Here is a 17,334-nt window from a genome sequence, read left to right as displayed (position 1 = left end):
ATGCTGCTGATGATCGACAATTATGACAGCTTTACCTACAATCTGGTCCATTATCTGAGCGAGTTGGGGACAGAGGTTGTTGTCAAACGCAACGACGCCCTGGATGTGCAGGAGGCGATGGCCCTGCACCCCGAAGCTATCATGCTGTCCCCCGGCCCCAAGGACCCGTCACAAGCTGGGATTTGCATGGCGCTGACTGAAGCCGCCGCAGAAACCCAAACCCCACTGATTGGGGTGTGTCTGGGTCATCAGGCAATCGGCGAAGTTTTTGGTGGAAAAGTGACGCGAAGCGGTGACATCGTTCACGGCAAAATGGGCACCATGCACCATGATGGAACGGGCGTGTTTAAGGATTTGCCCTCCCCGTTTCAGGCGACACGCTATCATTCCCTGATTGTCGATCGTGACACCCTGCCCGATTGTCTGGTGGTCAACGCCTGGCTGGAGGATGGCACCATCATGGGTGTCCGCCACAAAACCCTGCCGATCCATGGTGTGCAGTTCCACCCCGAATCCATCGCCTCGGAACACGGGCATAAACTTCTGCAAAACTTTCTGGATATGGTGGGGGAACCGGCATGAGCGACGCATTAAAACCGTTGATTGGCACCGCCGCCGACCGCCCCCTGACCCGGGCAGAGGCTGAAACCGCGTTTACCGCGCTTTTTAACGGCGATGCCACGCCCAGCCAGATCGGCGGGCTATTGATGGCGTTGCGCACCCGCGGCGAAACGGTTCAGGAAATCGCCGCCGCCGCCGCCGTGATGCGCGCCAAATGCAATAAGGTTTCAGCCCCCACCGGGGCCATGGATATCGTCGGCACTGGGGGCGATGGCAAACATACGCTGAATATCTCTACCGCCACGGCCTTTGTTACCGCTGGCGCGGGCGTCGTGGTCGCCAAACACGGCAATCGCAATCTCAGCTCCAAGTCCGGTACCGCCGATGTACAGACGCAGATGGGCATCAATGTCATGGTTGGCCCCGACGTCGTAGAACGCGCCATAAATGGGGTCGGCATCGGATTCATGATGGCCCCGATGCACCACCCGGCCATCGCCCATGTCATGCCCACACGGGCAGAGCTTGGAACACGCACCGTTTTTAACCTACTGGGCCCGCTGACCAACCCGGCAGATGTGAAATTTCAACTGACCGGCGCCTTCAGCCGCGACTGGATCAGGCCGATGGCTGAAACCCTGCAATCGCTGGGATCAGAACGGGCTTGGCTCGTCCACGGTGGTGACGGCACGGATGAGCTGTCGATTGCCGGGATCAGCTGGGTTGCTGCACTGGAAAACGGCGCCGTCACCGATCACGAATTGCATCCAGAGGACGCGGGCCTGCCCGTCCATCCGTTCGAGGCAATTATCGGCGGCACGCCAGAGGATAACGCCAACGCCTTTGCCGCACTTTTGGCCGGGGAACATTCCGCCTACCGCGATGCAGTGCTGTTGAATTCTGCCGCCGCGTTGGTGGTGGCAGGCAAGGCAGGCGATCTGAAATCCGGCGTCGAAATGGCCACAACCAGCATCGATTCCGGTGCCGCCCGGGCCAAGCTTGACGGCTTGGCGGCACTAACCTCTGCCGCATGACCAATCTGGACGACTGGGCCAGCTTGCCGTTTTTTGTGCACGATTGGCCCAGAATTCGCGAAGTGCTCGATACATATACCGACGAAATACTGCCGCCCCGCAGACAGATTTTTTCGGCGCTGGAGCGAACACCGCCCGGCGATGTGCGGGTCGTTATTTTGGGTCAGGATCCCTATCCAACACGGGGCCACGCCCATGGGTTTGCCTTCTCGGTTGAACCAGATGTGCGCCCCCTACCCCGATCTTTAAACAATATTTTCAAAGAGATGCAGGATGATCTTGGGGCATCGCCCCCAAATGGTGACCTGCGCGGTTGGGCCGATCAGGGCGTGCTGCTGCTAAACACCGCACTGTCCGTGGTAGAGGGCAACGCCGGTGCCCATTCGAAACTGGGCTGGGACACCCTCGCAGGCCAAGTCATCGCAAAAACGTCCGATATTCCAACCGCTTACATATTGTGGGGTCGACACGCCCAGGCACAGGAAAAGCACATTAAACCCGGCGATCACCTGATCATTCGCACCGCCCATCCGTCCCCCTTATCCGCCCGACGCGGCTTTTTTGGCTCCAAACCATTTTCAAAGGTCAACGATTGGCTTAGGAACCGGGGGAAAGACCCGATTAACTGGACCATACGCCCATGACCCAGACCGTTCTGGACAAGATCAAAGCCTACAAGCTGGAAGACGTCGCCGCCCGCAAAGTGGCCAACCCGTTTGCACAGGTAGAGGCCGCCGCCAAGGCCGCCCCGGCCACCCGTGGCTTTGCCAATGCCCTGCGCGATGCCTCCGCCACTGGATATGGATTGGTTGCAGAGGTCAAAAAAGCCAGCCCCTCCAAGGGCCTGATCCGCGCCGATTTCAACCCGCCCGCACTGGCCAAGGCCTATGAAGCCGGGGGCGCAACCTGCCTGTCGGTCTTGACCGACACCCCAAGTTTTCAAGGCGCTGATGAATTTCTGGTGCAGGCCCGATCCGCCACCAACCTGCCCGCCCTGCGCAAGGATTTCATGTATGACACCTATCAGGTGGCAGAGGCACGCGCGCTCCATGCCGATTGTATCCTTATTATCATGGCCAGCGTATCCGATGCGCAGGCACAGGAACTGGAAGATGCGGCCTTTGGCTGGGGTATGGATGTGCTGGTTGAGGTCCATGATGAGGATGAACTGGAACGCGCCCTCGCCCTGAAATCACCGCTGCTGGGCGTCAACAACCGCAATCTGAAAACCTTCCACACTGATCTGGATACCACCAAGCGCCTATCCAAACTGGCCCCGGCAGATCGGATGTTGGTGTGCGAAAGCGGACTGAACACACCTCAGGATCTGGCAGAGATGGCGACCCACAACGCCCGCATCTTCCTGATCGGGGAAAGCCTGATGCGCCAGGATGACGTGGAAACCGCCACGCGCAATCTGCTCGCCAATCCTGTCCCAATGGAAGGGGCCGCCTAATGCCAAAGCTCACCCATTTCGACGCCGCAGGCGACGCGCACATGGTCGATGTCTCGGATAAGCCGGTAACAGATCGGGTTGCAACCGCCGAGGGTTGGGTGAAGATGCTACCAGAAACTCTTGATATCATTGTAAAAGGCGATGCGAAAAAGGGTGACGTTTTGGGCGTCGCGCGTCTGGCCGGGATCATGGGGGCTAAACGCACATCGGATCTGATCCCGCTTTGCCACCCGCTGCCGATCACCAAGGTCGCACTGGATCTGACCCCGGATGAAACCCTCCCCGGTATCCGCATTTCCGCCACGGTCAAAACCTCTGGCCAAACGGGTGTAGAGATGGAGGCCCTGACCGCCGCCTCAACCGCCGCGCTGACAGTCTATGACATGCTCAAGGCTGTGGACCGCGGGATGGAAATCGGTGGCATCCGCGTCACCCTGAAAGATGGCGGAAAATCAGGACGATACGAGGCATAGCGATGATCAGCGTTTCCGAGGCTCTTGATCTTGTCTGCGGCCTCGCCCGCCCATTGCCGGCAGAAACCGTTCCATTGGCACAGGCCAATGGTCGCGTCCTCGCCGAACACGTCCAAGCCACACGCAACCAGCCGCCCTTTGCAGGATCCGCGATGGATGGTTACGCGGTACGTGATGCGGATATCCACGCCGGCGCGACACTTGCCGTGATCGGCGAATCTGCCGCTGGGCACAGCTATGACGGCACCGTCGGTCTGGGTCAGGCCGTGCGTATCTTTACCGGTGCGCCCGTCCCTGATGGCGCCGACCGCGTGGTGATACAGGAAGATGTCAACCGCACGGGCGACACGATCACAATCGGCGATACCCTTGGCACCAAAAGCCATATTCGCCCCGCCGGGGATGATTTCAGGGAGGGCGACACATTGACCGCCCCCCGCCTTCTGGGCCCAGGTGATTTATCGCTGCTGGCATCGATGAACATCCCCTCAGTCACCGTCACCCGCCGCCCCGATATTGCCATTCTGGCGACAGGCGACGAACTTGTCATGCCCGGCGAAGCCCCCTCTGCCGATCAGATCATCGCCTCAAACGGTTTTGGGTTGAAAGCGTTGCTGGAAGACGCAGGCGCCACCGTGCGCTTGCTGCCCATCGCACGGGATACCAAGGCGTCGCTGCGGGCCTGCTTTGAACTGGCCACAGGGGCGGATCTGCTGGTCACCATCGGCGGGGCCTCTGTCGGTGATCATGACTTGGTCGGCGATGTTGCCGCAGAATTGGGTATGGATCGCGCCTTCTACAAGGTCGCCATGCGCCCCGGCAAGCCGCTGATGGCTGGGCGTCTTGGCGACATGGCGATGGTTGGCCTTCCAGGCAATCCGGTGTCATCGCTGGTCTGCGGTCATGTATTTTTGAAATCAATGATCCGTAAATATCTTGGTCACACAAATATTTACGACACACAGTTAATATCCACACTTTCCCATGATGCTGATCCCAACGGCCCCCGCGAACACTATATGCGTGGCCGCGTAGATGCAGATGGGCTGACGATTTTTCCCCGGCAAGACAGCGCCCTGATGACAGTTTACAATGACGCCAATGCCTTGATTGTTCGGCCACCCAACGATCCGGCCCGCAAAACAGGCGAAGTGCTATCCTACATCCCAATCTAGGTGCTTCGGCCCCACCTGTTGACACAAAGCGGGAACACGCATAGAACATTACTTGAACAAGCGTGGAACGAACCGCGCCCATATGACAATGTTCATGCGAAAACGGAGGCACAGGCCATGTTGACCCGAAAGCAGTTGGAACTCCTTGAATTTATCAACAAACGCGTCGCGCTTGACGGGGTGCCACCCAGTTTTGATGAGATGAAGGAGGCGCTGGATTTGCGCTCAAAATCCGGTATCCACCGCCTGATCACAGCATTGGAGGAACGCGGCTTTCTGCGCCGTCTTGCCCACAAGGCCCGCGCGATCGAGATTATCAAACTGCCCGACGCGCTTGGCGGTGACAGCTTCAGCCCCCGCGTGATTGACGGTGATCGCCCCGACAGCCTGCCCGCCAAGGCCCAACCGGCACAGCAGGGCGCGGCGGTGGAACTTGAAATTCTGGGCCGCATCGCCGCCGGTGAACCCATACAGGCGATCGAGGATGGATCGCGCACCCGCACCGTTCCCGGCTACATGCTGACCAGTTCAGACCGGCACTATACGTTAGAGGTCCGCGGCGATTCGATGATCGATGCGGGCATCAATGATGGTGACATCGTCGTGATCCGTGAAACCACCAGCGTGAACAATGGCGATATCGTTGTGGCCCAGATCGAGGGCTATGAGGCAACGCTGAAACGCTTTCGCCGTCGCGGCAATATGATCGCTTTGGAGGCTGCAAACCCCGCCTATGAGACCCGCGTTCTGCCCGAAGGGGCGGTTGCGGTACAGGGGCGGCTGGTAGGACTGATCCGCACTTATTGATCCGGCATGGGGTCCTCTGTCCACAAGCGGTGGCCTGAAAGATCTGTCACGGTTATTTCTCTGACCTCTTTGCCCTCAAGGTAGGCAGCGCGCGCACCGCTGCGCCGTAATGCGATCTGATCCAAAACCCGGCATCCGCCGTCCAGTTCTGGCATCTCAGCGCTGCTGATGATCCATACGTCGGGGCGGCACAGCCCAGCTGCATGCGCAATATCTGACTTGCGCGTCAGGTGGATGAACGTAATGTCACCCAATTGCGCGGACATGATGCTGCCATCCGCCGTGAACCCCGGCCGGGCAAAGCCATCAACCTGATCCACAGGGGCGCCGTCGTTTTCCAGCCAAACACGGGCCGAAAACCCATCTCCGCGTGCCTTGCTTAACGTACGGCCCTCTGGCCCCATCACCCCAACCAAACCGCCAGAGCCCGCAATCAATACAACCGGTCTATCTGCCCCGGTCCAGATCACCAGGGCGGCCATAACAACCGGCACACTCAACCATCGCCCTGCCCCCTGCCAGATCGCGCAGATCAACAGCCCCATAGACAACAGCGGAAGCCCCCAAGCCCCGGGCGATGCGACATGGCTCACCACTCCATCCCAGGTCGATATCCACCCAGCCACGCTCAGAATCCAGACGATGCCCAGCTCCATCACCCACAGGCTGATCGTCTCTGCCCCAAATGGCCACAGCACCACTGACACCACCGCCGCTGGCATCACCACCAACCCCATTACCGGCACGGCCAACAAATTGGCGATCAGCCCGAAATGCGAAATCTGGTTGAAATGCGCCGCCGCATAGGGTGCCGTGGCCAACCCCGCAACCGCGGAGGACAGAACCGTCGCCATCACCGGACGCAACCAGCGTGGCAGGGCGTTCTGATCAAACCGCCTAAGCCCATCAAACACAGCAACCAATGCTGTCGTGGCGGCAAAGGACATCTGAAACCCCGGGCTTAGCAAACTGTCGGGACGCAGCGTCAGAATGATCAGCGCGGCCACCGCGACCGCGCGCAATGTGATCGCCCGCCGGTCCAACATGACCGCGATCAACATCACCGACACCATGACAAAGGCCCGCATGGTCGCGACGCTTCCCCCCGACAGCGCCAGATAGGCAGCCCCGATGATCACGGCGGTTCCAGCGGCGATCTTTTTGGTCGGCCAGTAAAGCGCGACCCAAGGCCACAAGGCCAGGCCATATCGTGTCGAAGCAAAGACAAAACCCACCAATAACCCCATATGCAACCCGGATATGACCAACAGATGCGCCAGATTTGTACGCCTCAGCGCCTCAACCGTGTCACGGGACAGGCCGCTTCGGTCTCCCGTTGTGATCGCCACCGCAACAGATGCGGTCGCGTCATTCATATTCTGATGCATCGCATGGGCAATATCGTCCCGCAATCGGGCAACCCACCAGCGCGGGCCACCATCAGATGGGGCAAGGACCAGCGCAGGCGCACGGGTGTAACCAACCGCCCCTAAGCCCTGAAACCAGGCCAGACGCCGGAAATCAAAGCCACCTGGTTCGACCGGGCCTTGCGGCGGTGACAGATGCGCGGTCATCATCACAATTTGCCCGGCCTCAGGGGTCAGATAGGGCTGTTCACCATGCAATGATATCCTGACCCGTTTAGGCGTGCGCGCGGGTGCCATCCGGCGCAACACGACCTGATCCAGCGTCAGGCGCGGTTTGTCCGATTGTGACCGGTCAATGGCGATGATCCGCCCCTCGACCGGGCCATAATACCGAAAATCCAGAACGGGCGCACGGACCAGATGGGCCTGCGCCCCGGCCACCATAAACCCCGCCAGACAGATCGCTGCGAAAATGGTCAGGGGTTGCCAATCCTCTGGCACACGATACGTCAACCACACGCACAATATCAGGCCCGCGGCAATTGCCCCGTAGCACAACACGCCCGGCTCGGTGCGCAACAGAAAATAGCCGCCAATTCCACCCCCATAGCCCACCGGCAGCCACAGGAACAATCGCCCCCGCTGTCGGGCCAGACTATCCAATATCAGACGCACCCTTGTCCCTGCCTCGCTCGCCTACTACAACACGCTCAAACACAGTCCCCCCGCATGGTTTCCAAAAGGTTAACGCGCCCCATGTCTGACACACAGGTCGTCACCCGTTTCGCCCCGTCCCCAACCGGTTTTTTGCATATCGGTGGGGCCCGTACTGCGCTTTTTAACTGGCTCTACGCTCGTGGCCGGGGCGGGAAGTTTCTGCTTCGGATCGAGAATACGGACCGCGCCCGTTCCACACCCGAGGCCACGCAAGCCATTTTGGACGGGATGACATGGTTGGGTCTGGATCACGACGGAGAGGCGGTTAGCCAGTTCGAACGCGCCCCGCGCCATGCAGAGGTTGCCCATGCCATGCTGGCTTCTGGCCATGCCTACAAATGCTTTTCCACTCAGGAAGAAATTCAGGCCTTTCGGGATCAGGCCAAGGCAGAGGGTAAATCCACTCTCTTTCGGTCCCCCTGGCGTGACACCGACCCTTCCACCCATCCCGACGCCCAGTTTGCCATTAGGATAAAGGCCCCACGCGACGGCGAAACCGTGATCGAGGATCAGGTTCAGGGCACGGTAACGTTCAAGAACGAAACGCTGGATGACATGATCGTGCTGCGTTCGGATGGCACACCCACCTACATGCTGGCCGTTGTCGTCGATGATCATGATATGGGCGTGACCCATGTGATCCGCGGCGATGACCACCTGGCCAATGCCGCCCGCCAGTCGATGGTTTACAATGCCATGGGCTGGACTATTCCGGTATGGGCGCACATTCCGCTGATCCACGGGCCTGATGGCAAGAAACTGTCCAAGCGTCATGGCGCTTTGGGGGTTAGTGAATATCAGGCCATGGGCTATCCCTCGGCCGCGATGCGCAATTATCTGGCGCGCTTGGGGTGGAGCCACGGCGATGATGAGTTTTTCACCGATGCGCAGGCCAAAGACTGGTTTGATCTTTCCAGCATCGGAAAATCGCCCGCCCGTTTTGATTTCAAAAAGCTAGAGAATCTGTCCGGGCGCCATATGGCCATTTCAGATGATGCCGCACTGCTGCATGAATTGCGCGGATTCCTAGAAGTTTCCGATCACCTCGCCCTGACGGACGATCAAATTTCCGAATTGTCTCGGGCCATTTATTGCCTGAAGGATCGCGCCAAAGACTTCGGTGATCTTATTGATAAAGCTGGGTTTATTTTAAACTCCCGCCCCCTTCCCTATGATGAGAGGTCATCAAAATCACTTGATGATGTATCCCGTGGTATACTGAAGGAATTGACGCCGCAGCTGCAAAATGCTAGCTGGAGCCGTGACGCATTAGAGGCAGCTACTGCCGCGTTCGCAGAGGCGCGTGACCTGAAACTGGGCAAAGTGGCAGGGCCACTGCGCGCCGCGCTGTCGGGCACAGGCGCATCGCCGAGCGCATTCGACATGATGTTGGTACTGGGGCGAGATGAAACAATCGCCCGGATAAACGATCTGGCTGGCTAGGGGGACCGTTCCCTCTGACCTGCCCCACCGATAGACGGTGATCGAAAGCAGAGAGGGAGAGACATGTCAGACCAAAGAACCGCCAAGCTGACCTTTGACAACAAACAATTGGACCTTCCGATCTATTCGCCAACCGCCGGCCCTGATGTCATAGACATTCGGCGCCTTTATGCGGATGGCGGAGTCTTCACCTATGATCCCGGCTTCACCTCAACTGCCAGCTGCGATTCCGCCATCACCTATATCGATGGGGATCAGGGCATCTTGCTGCATCGCGGCTATCCAATTGATCAATTGGCAGAAAAATCCCATTACCTAGAGGTCTGCTACCTGCTGCTTTATGGCGAGCTGCCAACCGCGCATGAACTGGAAGATTTTGAAGCCCGCGTCACCCGCCACACCATGGTGCATGAACAGATGCACAACTTTTTCCGTGGGTTCCGTCGCGATGCACACCCGATGGCAACCATGGTCGGGGTCGTGGGCGCGATGTCGGCCTTCTATCATGACTCACTAGACATTTCCGACCCGGAACAACGCGAGGTCGCCTCTGTCCGGATGATTTCCAAACTGCCGACGATTGCGGCGATGGCTTATAAGTATTCGATCGGCCAGCCCTTTATGTATCCCGATAACACGTTGGATTATGCGTCAAACTTCCTGCGCATGTGCTTTGCCATTCCGGCCGAAGAATATGTCGTCAATCCGATCCTCAGCCGCGCGATGGACAGGATCCTGACCCTGCACGCAGATCACGAACAAAATGCCTCAACCTCAACCGTGCGTCTGGCCGGTTCTTCGGGGGCCAACCCGTTTGCGTGTGTTGCAGCCGGTATCGCATGTCTGTGGGGGCCTGCCCATGGCGGCGCCAACCAGGCCTGCCTTGAAATGCTGAAAGAAATCGGCACCCCTGATCGCATCCCCGAATTCATCGCCCGCGCCAAGGACAAAAACGATCCTTTCCGCCTGATGGGCTTTGGTCACCGGGTCTACAAAAACTTCGACCCGCGCGCGACGGTGATGAAACAATCTGCCGACGAAGTGCTGGAGCTTTTGGGCGTCGATGACAACCCGATCCTGCAGGTCGCGAAGGAGTTGGAAAAACAGGCTCTGAACGACCCGTATTTTGCAGACAAGAAACTCTTCCCCAATGTCGACTTCTATTCCGGCATCATTCTAGAGGCGATGGGCTTCCCAACATCCATGTTCACGCCGATCTTTGCCATCAGCCGCACCGTCGGCTGGATCTCTCAGTGGAAAGAAATGCTGGGCGACCCAACCCAGAAAATCGGTCGCCCGCGACAGTTGTACAAGGGCGAGACATCACGCAACTATGTGGATGTCGAAAAGCGCTGAACTATTGTTCGGCATATTAAGGCATTCAAATGTATACGGAATCGCGACAAAGCCGCCCACGGGGCGGCTTTTCCAACTGGAGGCCAAAAAGGCGTGATTTTCGCTCACAAACCCGAAACAATCGTTACATCTTAATCACATTATAGTGCGCAACAGACCGTTTCCGTGAAATTTTCTTTCTTTGGCCATGATTTGGGTGCTCCCTACATTCAAGGGCCCGCCAGTGACCCATCTGAGAGCAGAGAGGGCTAGGCCCAAAGTAGGAGGAAGCATATTATGGCTTCGCAATACCCACCGGATGCACATCGTCCACAGGATGTGTCACAGGACAAAACACCTGATAATGATGATCAGCCCCTTCAAACTGACCATGTTTATCAAGAATGCTCAGACCAGGACCGGCGTGATTTTGTCCGCAACATTGATTGGGCTAGCTTCTAATCTCAATTGCGCCAACTCCCTGACATGATACTCTGGTTTCATGTCGAAACCCGTGTCCTCTCTCCGAAATTTAGGCCCCGCCATGGATGCCGCCTGCGCCCGCGCTGATATTCACAGCGCCGACGAAATCCGGGCCCTTGGCGCAGATGAAACCTACCGCCGCCTGCTTCTGTCAGGCACCCAACCCCACTTTATCGGCTATTACGTGATCGAAATGGGCTTGCAAGGCCGCCCTTGGAACGACTGTAAGGGTAAAGAAAAAGAAGCGCTGCGCATACGTTTTGACGCCATTGTCGCCTCGGTCAAACCCAAACAGATATTGGGGATAGAGCGGATTTTGGATCAGATCGGTGTGGTGGAACGGCGATAAGTTCGTCACCTGAAAAATCCGATGTCGTGGATGTACCAAGCCCTTGTCGCAAATTTCTTAGTTCTTGCGCGCCCTTCCCTGCAAACCTGCCAACAAGATGCGGGAACAGGGAATAGGACGCCCCTCTTAAAGAACCTTGGCGAAGTCGCCCACGAATGCTGCACGCGCTTTACCAACCGACCTTTCCTAACCATGGCGCCCTCGGGCGAAACATGGACCTACGGCGCGTTTGAAACATTGGTCAATCGAACCGCGCACGGTTTGCTAGGCTTTACAGGCACAGCCCCGTCGCATGTCGCGATCATGCTGGAAAACAGCGCCGAATATCTGGCGGCATCCTATGCTTTGCATAAAATCGGCGCGATCGAGGTGTCGATCAACCGCGCCTTTCGCGGCCCGTCACTGGCGCGCACCATCGCCCTGACACATGCACCCATTGTGATCACCTCCCCCACCCATTTCGACGCGCTGGCAGGCATTCAGGCGGAAATTCCCGATGTCAAAACCCTGATCGTCACAGGTGGCACCGAAACGGCGCGTGTGCATTTTCCCGACCTCGACATTGTCCAATTTGATGATCTCTTGTCAGATCGCACAGATCACCTCCCCAATCCCAATTCCGACCTGTCCCCTGCCGCGATCATGTTCACTTCCGGCACCACAGGCGTATCCAAAGGCTGTCTGCTTTCGCATCGCTACGCCGTGCGAACGGCAGAAAACGTCATCCCCGCATTTCGTGTCACCGGCGACGATACGGTTTATTCCCCCTACCCGCTCTCCCATATCGGTCCGGCCTATTACGACGCCCTGCCCACAATGATGACCGGCGGCCGATTGATCCTGCGCGACGGCTTCAGTCTGTCCGCCTTCTGGTCCGAAATCTGCGACTATGGCGTCACATGGTTCATGATGCTTGGCTCGGTTCAGCAACTCCTCTGGTCTGCCGCAGAACGGCCAGAGGAACGCGCGCACAAGGTCACCCGCTGCTGGGCCACCCCCGCCCCTGTGCCCAAGGCGCAGTTTGACGCCCGCTTCAATACCCATCTAATCCCCGGCGGCGGCTATGGATCCACCGATGCGGGCTGGGTGGTGGCCCCGCAATGGGATCACCCCGGCGGGATCGTCTTGCCGGAATTCGAGGTCGTCATTCATGACGACAATGACAATCCCCTCCCCCCAAACACCCCCGGCGAAATGGTCATCCGCCCGCGAGAACCTGGCGTAATGTCCGACGAATATGTGGGCCAACCCGATATCACCCAACGCAGCCGCCGGGGCGGATGGTTTCACACCGGCGACATCGCGAAACTCGACAAAAACGGCCTGTTCTACTTCATCTGCCGCAAGGCCGAACGCATCCGTGTCCGCGGCGAGATGGTCTCTGGCTTTGAGATCGAGGAAGGCATCCTGACCCACCCCAATATCGAGGATTGCGCCGTCATCGGTATTCCCAGTCCACTTGGGGAGGAAGATATCAAAGCCTTCGTCGTGATGAAACAAGGCAAGACCCTTTCGCCCGACGCGCCAAAGGGTCACTGCCGCGCAAAAATGGCTAAATTCATGGTGCCTGCAGAGATTGAATTTCTCACCGAAATCCCCCGCACGCCCACCGGCAAGGTTGAAAAGGGCAAACTGGCAAATCAGCAGCCGACACAGAATTGCCCGCCCCTTCCTTTCGCCCCAAATACCTCGGGGTGAATTGGTCCGAAGGACCAAGAGGGGCAGCGCCCCTTACGTAAAACGCCCGCGCATTTCTGCACGGGCGTTTAGAATTCTAAAATCGCAGGATGGCTTAGCCAACCAGTTCAAGTCCAGCGAAGAAATAAGCGATCTCAACAGCCGCAGTTTCCGGGGCGTCGGAACCGTGGACAGAGTTCTCGCCGATGGACAGGGCGAACTCCTTGCGGATCGTGCCATCGGCAGCTTCGGCCGGGTTGGTGGCGCCCATGACTTCGCGGTTTTTCGCAATTGCGTCTTCGCCTTCCAGAACCTGAACGACGATCGGCTCGGATGACATGAATTCGCACAGTTCGTCATAGAACGGGCGCTCAGCGTGGACTGCATAGAAAACACCAGCCTGGGCTTTGGTCAGGTGGATGCGTTTTTGGGCAACGATGCGCAGGCCAGCGGCCTCCAGCTTGGCGCAGATGGCGCCAGTCAGGTTGCGTTTGGTGGCGTCGGGTTTGACGATCGAAAATGTGCGTTGGATAGCCATGTCAGTCTCTTTCATTGATGGTTCAGGTCGCGGGGACACCCCCGGAAATTCTGTGGCCGCGCTTAACATGGGCAGAACCGGTTGAAAAGCCGTGATTGACCATTCCGCGCGGCTCAGGCACATGGCCTCTATGTTAAAACTTCGAGACATATCCTATTCCGTCGATGGCCGTCTGCTGATCGACCATGCCTCCGCCACCATCCCCACGGGGCACAAGGTCGGCGTGGTTGGGCGCAACGGTACCGGCAAGACCACGCTCTTCAATCTGATCCGGGGTGAATTGACGCTGGAAACCGGGCGCGTCGAATTGCCCAAGGCCGCCCGCATCGGTGGCGTCAGCCAAGAGGTCCCTTCTTCTGAAACCTCGCTTCTGAATACGGTTCTGGCGGCCGATACGGAACGCGCGGCATTGCTGGCAGAGGCTGACACCGCAACAGATCCGACCCGCATCGCCGATATCCAGACCCGTCTGGCCGATATCGACGCCTGGTCGGCAGAGGCACGGGCCTCCTCAATCCTGCGCGGCTTGGGGTTTGAGGCGGAAAAACAATCGATGCCCTGTTCGGCCTTTTCCGGCGGCTGGCGGATGCGCGTGGCCTTGGCCGCCGTACTGTTTTCCGCCCCCGATCTGTTGCTTTTGGACGAACCAACCAACTATCTAGACCTGGAAGGCGCGATCTGGCTGGAAAACTATCTGGCCCGCTATCCGCATACCGTCCTGATTGTCAGCCACGATCGTGGTCTGTTGAACCGGGCAGTGGGTGGCATCCTGCATTTGGAAGATAAGAAACTGACCCTCTATCAGGGGGGCTATGACACCTTTGCCGAAACCCGCGCCGCCCGACTGGCCGCAGCAGAGTCAGAGGCTAAGAAACAAGACGCCCGTCGCGAACATTTGCAAAGTTTTGTTGATCGGTTCCGCGCCAAGGCCACAAAGGCCAAGCAAGCGCAAAGCCGCTTGAAAATGATCGAAAAGATGAAACCGATCACCCGCCCGCAAGAGGCCGCATTGAAACGGTTCTCTTTCCCGGAACCTGAAGAGCTGTCGCCGCCCATTGTGAATCTCGAAGGGGCGTCCGTGGGCTATGGCGACACTGTAGTTTTGCAGCGATTGAACCTGCGGATCGATCAGGATGACCGGATCGCGCTTCTGGGTAAGAACGGTGAGGGAAAATCCACTCTATCCAAACTGTTGTCAGACAGACTTCCGGTGATGTCCGGGCAAAAAACCAGCGCCAACAAACTGCGCGTCGGTTACTTCGCGCAACATCAGGTGGATGAGCTGTATATCGACGAAACGCCACTGGAACATATCCGTCGCTTGCGCCCAAACGAAACCCCGGCGAAACTGCGCGCCCGCATGGGCGGCTTTGGCATCGGTTCCGAACAGGCCGATACCGTCGTCGGGCGGCTTTCGGGTGGTCAAAAGGCGCGGCTCAGTCTGTTGCTGGCCACCATCGACGCGCCACATATGTTGATCCTTGACGAGCCGACCAACCACCTGGATATCGAAAGCCGCGAGGCACTGGTCGAGGCCCTGACCGCCTATTCCGGTGCGGTGATCCTCGTCAGCCACGACATGCACCTTCTGTCCCTGGTCGCGGATCGGCTGTGGCTGGTCAAAGGCGGTACTGTTACGCCCTACGAGGATGATCTGGCGTCTTACCGAAAACTTCTGTTAACCCGCGACGCCCCGGAAAAATCTGCCAAATCCAAACCCGTACCGATCGAAAAGAAACCCGGCCGCGATCAGATCAAAGCGCTAAAGGCAGAAGTGAAGAAATGCGAAGAACGCCTTGAAAAACTGGCGGATATGAGCACCAAGCTCAGCGAAAAATTCTCTGACCCCGATCTCTATGACAAATCCAATCCGCAGAAAATCGCTGTCTGGCAGAAAAAATATGGCGAACTGCGCGATGCCCAGGCCCGGGCCGAGGAAATGTGGCTGACCGCGCAGGAAAAACTGGACGCAGCGGGAGGGTAAGATGGCGCAACACTCCAATCACCTACGCCAACCCATCGGCGCACCGATTGACATTTCTTTCCCACGCCCCACGCCGCCAGATACGCCGATGACCGGCCGCAGCTGCACGCTTGTTCCATTAGACCCGCAAGTCCATGGGCAGGCATTGTTTGAGGCCTATGTCGCCGATGCCGAAGATCGCGTATGGACTTATCTACCCTATGGCCCGTTTCAAGACTTTGACGCCTTCAACACGTGGATGCAGACCACCTGCACCGGCCCTGACCCAAAATTCCATACGATTTTAAGTACAGAGGGCTCCCCGGTTGGCGTTGCCAGCTATCTGCGCATCACGCCGCAGGCCGGGGTGATCGAGGTTGGGCATATCAATTTTTCCCCGGCGCTTCAGCGAACTGTGACCGCGACAGAGGCGATGTATCTGATGATGGTCCGTGTTTTTGACGAACTGGGCTACCGCCGGTACGAATGGAAATGTGATGCCCTGAATGCCCGGTCCTGCCGCGCGGCAGAGCGGTTGGGATTCACCTACGAGGGCAAGTTTCGCCAAGCTACCCATTACAAAGGCCGCAACCGTGACACCGCCTGGTTTGCCATCATTGATCAGGATTGGCCGCAGATCAAAGCCGGATTTCAGCGCTGGCTTTCACCCGCTAACTTCGATAATTCAGGCCAACAGATCAATCGACTACAGGACCTGATCAAAAGGTAACTCATGGATATCGCCGCCCTCATCACCGCTTTCATCACGATTTTCGTGGTCGTCGATCCCATCGCGTTGGCCCCGCTCTTTGTCACACTGACCGTTGGGGCCGGCCATAAGGAACGCCGCGCCATTGCCATCCGTGCCTGTTTGACGGGCGGTGGAATTCTGTTTGCTTTTGGCCTGTTTGGCGAGGCGGTTCTGGGAATTGCCGGAATTTCCCTGCCCGCCTTTCGCATCGCGGGCGGCATCCTGCTCTTTCTCACAGCGCTTGAAATGCTGTTTGAACGCCGCACCCAACGACGGCGAGGGCAGGCCTCTTCCGTCAATGATCCGTCGATCTTTCCTCTGGCCACACCATTAATTGCCGGCCCCGGGGCCATTGCCACCATCATACTGCTGACCGGGGAGGCCGGCGATGACATGACCGCAAATATTGCCGTCTTTGGCATGTTGTTTGTGGCGTTGAGCCTTGTTTTTATTGCGTTTCTGATGGGCACATTCATCGAACGTGCGCTCGGTGAAACCGGCATCAATGTCGTCACCCGGCTTTTTGGGATGATGCTGTCCGCCCTGTCTGTGCAATTTGTCATTGACGGGCTGCGCGCACTTGGCATCGTGTAGCACACACCCGGATCAAAGGAGCGCCCCGTGGACCCAGACCAGCTTGGCCGCCTGATTTACCTTGTCATCCTAGGTGCGGCGGTGATTGGTTGGTTCATCGCCCAAAATCGCAATGCAATGGGCAAAACCACCCAATATGCAATGATTTGGGGGCTGATCTTTATCGGGGTGATCGGGGCGGTCGGGCTATGGGGCGACATTCGCAACGATATCCTGCCACGCCAATCCGTGTCCCCAAACGGCACCCAGATCGAAGTCCCCCGCGCCCAAGATGGTCATTACTATCTGACACTTCATCTGAACGACACACCAACCCAATTCACCGTGGATACCGGGGCTACCGGCATTGTTCTGTCCCAAGCTGACGCCCGCCGGATCGGGATCGATACCGACACGCTCGCCTATTTGGGTCAGGCACACACCGCCAACGGAATTGTGCGCACCGCCTATGTTCAATTGAATGTGATAGAGATCGGCGCCATTCAGGATCGCAACGTACCTGCCTATGTCAATCAGGGTCAGATGGATGGCTCATTGCTGGGCATGGATTACCTGAACCGCTTTGATCGGATAGAAATTACCGGCAACACGCTGATCCTGACCCGTTAAGG

General features: G+C 57.9%; 17 protein-coding genes. 15 read left to right on the top strand and 2 right to left on the bottom strand.

Going from position 1 to position 17,334, the window contains the following annotated elements; all coding sequences use genetic code 11:
* The 7 genes from AC2D8P_RS10355 to lexA all read left to right on the top strand — a co-directional run bounded on the left by AC2D8P_RS10355 (position 1) and on the right by lexA (position 5,506).
* Positions 1–582 (top strand): anthranilate synthase component II, encoded by a 582-nt coding sequence (locus AC2D8P_RS10355; protein WP_484702529.1) that lies wholly within the window; start codon positions 1–3, stop codon positions 580–582.
* Positions 579–1,595: an anthranilate phosphoribosyltransferase gene (trpD, locus tag AC2D8P_RS10350; RefSeq protein WP_484702528.1), complete on the top strand. Its 1,017-nt coding sequence runs from the start codon at positions 579–581 to the stop codon at positions 1,593–1,595. The genes AC2D8P_RS10355 and trpD overlap by 4 nt, the downstream gene beginning before the upstream one ends.
* Positions 1,592–2,239 carry a uracil-DNA glycosylase gene (locus tag AC2D8P_RS10345; protein ID WP_484702526.1) on the top strand — a complete coding sequence of 216 codons (648 nt, stop codon included), beginning with the start codon at positions 1,592–1,594 and terminating at the stop codon, positions 2,237–2,239. The genes trpD and AC2D8P_RS10345 overlap by 4 nt, the downstream gene beginning before the upstream one ends.
* Positions 2,236–3,051: an indole-3-glycerol phosphate synthase TrpC gene (trpC, locus tag AC2D8P_RS10340; RefSeq protein WP_484702524.1), complete on the top strand. Its 816-nt coding sequence runs from the start codon at positions 2,236–2,238 to the stop codon at positions 3,049–3,051. Before AC2D8P_RS10345 ends, trpC begins: the two co-directional genes overlap by 4 nt.
* The gene (gene moaC / locus AC2D8P_RS10335) at positions 3,051–3,524 is read left to right on the top strand and encodes a cyclic pyranopterin monophosphate synthase MoaC (RefSeq protein WP_484702522.1); all 474 of its coding nucleotides are present in this window, start codon (positions 3,051–3,053) and stop codon (positions 3,522–3,524) included. Before trpC ends, moaC begins: the two co-directional genes overlap by 1 nt.
* 2 nt (positions 3,525–3,526) lie before the next feature.
* On the top strand, positions 3,527–4,699 hold the full coding sequence (locus AC2D8P_RS10330; RefSeq protein ID WP_484702520.1) for a molybdopterin molybdotransferase MoeA: 1,173 nt from the start codon (positions 3,527–3,529) through the stop codon (positions 4,697–4,699).
* A gap of 117 nt (positions 4,700–4,816) precedes the next feature.
* Positions 4,817–5,506, top strand: coding sequence for a transcriptional repressor LexA (gene lexA / locus AC2D8P_RS10325; RefSeq protein ID WP_484702519.1), 690 nt, complete (start codon positions 4,817–4,819; stop codon positions 5,504–5,506).
* On the opposite strand, the gene AC2D8P_RS10320 is transcribed toward lexA, so the two are convergent.
* Positions 5,500–7,548 (bottom strand): ComEC/Rec2 family competence protein, encoded by a 2,049-nt coding sequence (locus tag AC2D8P_RS10320; protein WP_484702518.1) that lies wholly within the window; start codon positions 7,546–7,548, stop codon positions 5,500–5,502. The genes lexA and AC2D8P_RS10320 overlap by 7 nt on opposite strands.
* 81 nt (positions 7,549–7,629) lie before the next feature.
* Between AC2D8P_RS10320 and gltX the strand changes: the two genes are divergently transcribed.
* From gltX to AC2D8P_RS10300, 4 genes are all read left to right on the top strand, one after another.
* Entirely contained in the window at positions 7,630–9,033 is a 1,404-nt protein-coding gene (gene gltX / locus AC2D8P_RS10315; protein WP_484702517.1) for a glutamate--tRNA ligase, read from the top strand.
* A gap of 63 nt (positions 9,034–9,096) precedes the next feature.
* Positions 9,097–10,389, top strand: coding sequence for a citrate synthase (locus tag AC2D8P_RS10310; protein WP_484702515.1), 1,293 nt, complete (start codon positions 9,097–9,099; stop codon positions 10,387–10,389).
* Positions 10,390–10,870: 481 nt separating this feature from the next.
* Positions 10,871–11,200 carry a TfoX/Sxy family DNA transformation protein gene (locus tag AC2D8P_RS10305; RefSeq protein WP_484702514.1) on the top strand — a complete coding sequence of 110 codons (330 nt, stop codon included), beginning with the start codon at positions 10,871–10,873 and terminating at the stop codon, positions 11,198–11,200.
* Positions 11,201–11,221: 21 nt separating this feature from the next.
* Positions 11,222–12,898 (top strand): AMP-binding protein, encoded by a 1,677-nt coding sequence (locus tag AC2D8P_RS10300; protein ID WP_484702513.1) that lies wholly within the window; start codon positions 11,222–11,224, stop codon positions 12,896–12,898.
* 94 nt (positions 12,899–12,992) lie between these two features.
* Here the strand turns inward: AC2D8P_RS10300 and ndk are convergent, their stop codons facing one another.
* Complete coding sequence (ndk, locus tag AC2D8P_RS10295) at positions 12,993–13,415, bottom strand: nucleoside-diphosphate kinase (protein ID WP_484702512.1); 423 nt, start codon at positions 13,413–13,415, stop codon at positions 12,993–12,995.
* A 130-nt stretch (positions 13,416–13,545) separates the two neighbouring features.
* On the opposite strand from ndk, the gene AC2D8P_RS10290 reads away from it, so the two are divergent.
* The 4 genes from AC2D8P_RS10290 to AC2D8P_RS10275 are packed head-to-tail and all read left to right on the top strand — an operon-like array spanning position 13,546 to position 17,332.
* Complete coding sequence (locus tag AC2D8P_RS10290) at positions 13,546–15,399, top strand: ABC-F family ATP-binding cassette domain-containing protein (protein ID WP_484702591.1); 1,854 nt, start codon at positions 13,546–13,548, stop codon at positions 15,397–15,399.
* A 1-nt stretch (position 15,400) separates the two neighbouring features.
* On the top strand, positions 15,401–16,108 hold the full coding sequence (locus tag AC2D8P_RS10285) for a GNAT family N-acetyltransferase (protein WP_484702511.1): 708 nt from the start codon (positions 15,401–15,403) through the stop codon (positions 16,106–16,108).
* Between the two features lie 3 nt (positions 16,109–16,111).
* The gene (locus AC2D8P_RS10280) at positions 16,112–16,723 is read left to right on the top strand and encodes a MarC family protein (protein ID WP_484702510.1); all 612 of its coding nucleotides are present in this window, start codon (positions 16,112–16,114) and stop codon (positions 16,721–16,723) included.
* A 27-nt stretch (positions 16,724–16,750) separates the two neighbouring features.
* Positions 16,751–17,332, top strand: a complete 582-nt coding sequence (locus AC2D8P_RS10275) for a TIGR02281 family clan AA aspartic protease (RefSeq protein ID WP_484702508.1) — start codon at positions 16,751–16,753, stop codon at positions 17,330–17,332.
* Positions 17,333–17,334: the final 2 nt, after the last annotated feature.

This window comes from Roseovarius sp. YIN77, assembly GCF_057219155.1.
Note: the sequence above shows the minus strand (reverse complement) of the source record. Positions and strands in the feature narration are given on the sequence as shown.

Coding starts and splice junctions, on each gene's coding strand:
- AC2D8P_RS10355 (WP_484702529.1), top strand. CDS start 1: ATGCTGCTGATGATCGACAATTATGACAGCTTTACCTACAATCTGGTC.
- trpD (WP_484702528.1), top strand. CDS start 579: ATGAGCGACGCATTAAAACCGTTGATTGGCACCGCCGCCGACCGCCCC.
- AC2D8P_RS10345 (WP_484702526.1), top strand. CDS start 1,592: ATGACCAATCTGGACGACTGGGCCAGCTTGCCGTTTTTTGTGCACGAT.
- trpC (WP_484702524.1), top strand. CDS start 2,236: ATGACCCAGACCGTTCTGGACAAGATCAAAGCCTACAAGCTGGAAGAC.
- moaC (WP_484702522.1), top strand. CDS start 3,051: ATGCCAAAGCTCACCCATTTCGACGCCGCAGGCGACGCGCACATGGTC.
- AC2D8P_RS10330 (WP_484702520.1), top strand. CDS start 3,527: ATGATCAGCGTTTCCGAGGCTCTTGATCTTGTCTGCGGCCTCGCCCGC.
- lexA (WP_484702519.1), top strand. CDS start 4,817: ATGTTGACCCGAAAGCAGTTGGAACTCCTTGAATTTATCAACAAACGC.
- gltX (WP_484702517.1), top strand. CDS start 7,630: ATGTCTGACACACAGGTCGTCACCCGTTTCGCCCCGTCCCCAACCGGT.
- AC2D8P_RS10310 (WP_484702515.1), top strand. CDS start 9,097: ATGTCAGACCAAAGAACCGCCAAGCTGACCTTTGACAACAAACAATTG.
- AC2D8P_RS10305 (WP_484702514.1), top strand. CDS start 10,871: ATGTCGAAACCCGTGTCCTCTCTCCGAAATTTAGGCCCCGCCATGGAT.
- AC2D8P_RS10300 (WP_484702513.1), top strand. CDS start 11,222: ATGTCGTGGATGTACCAAGCCCTTGTCGCAAATTTCTTAGTTCTTGCG.
- ndk (WP_484702512.1), bottom strand. CDS start 13,415: ATGGCTATCCAACGCACATTTTCGATCGTCAAACCCGACGCCACCAAA.
- AC2D8P_RS10290 (WP_484702591.1), top strand. CDS start 13,546: ATGTTAAAACTTCGAGACATATCCTATTCCGTCGATGGCCGTCTGCTG.
- AC2D8P_RS10285 (WP_484702511.1), top strand. CDS start 15,401: ATGGCGCAACACTCCAATCACCTACGCCAACCCATCGGCGCACCGATT.
- AC2D8P_RS10280 (WP_484702510.1), top strand. CDS start 16,112: ATGGATATCGCCGCCCTCATCACCGCTTTCATCACGATTTTCGTGGTC.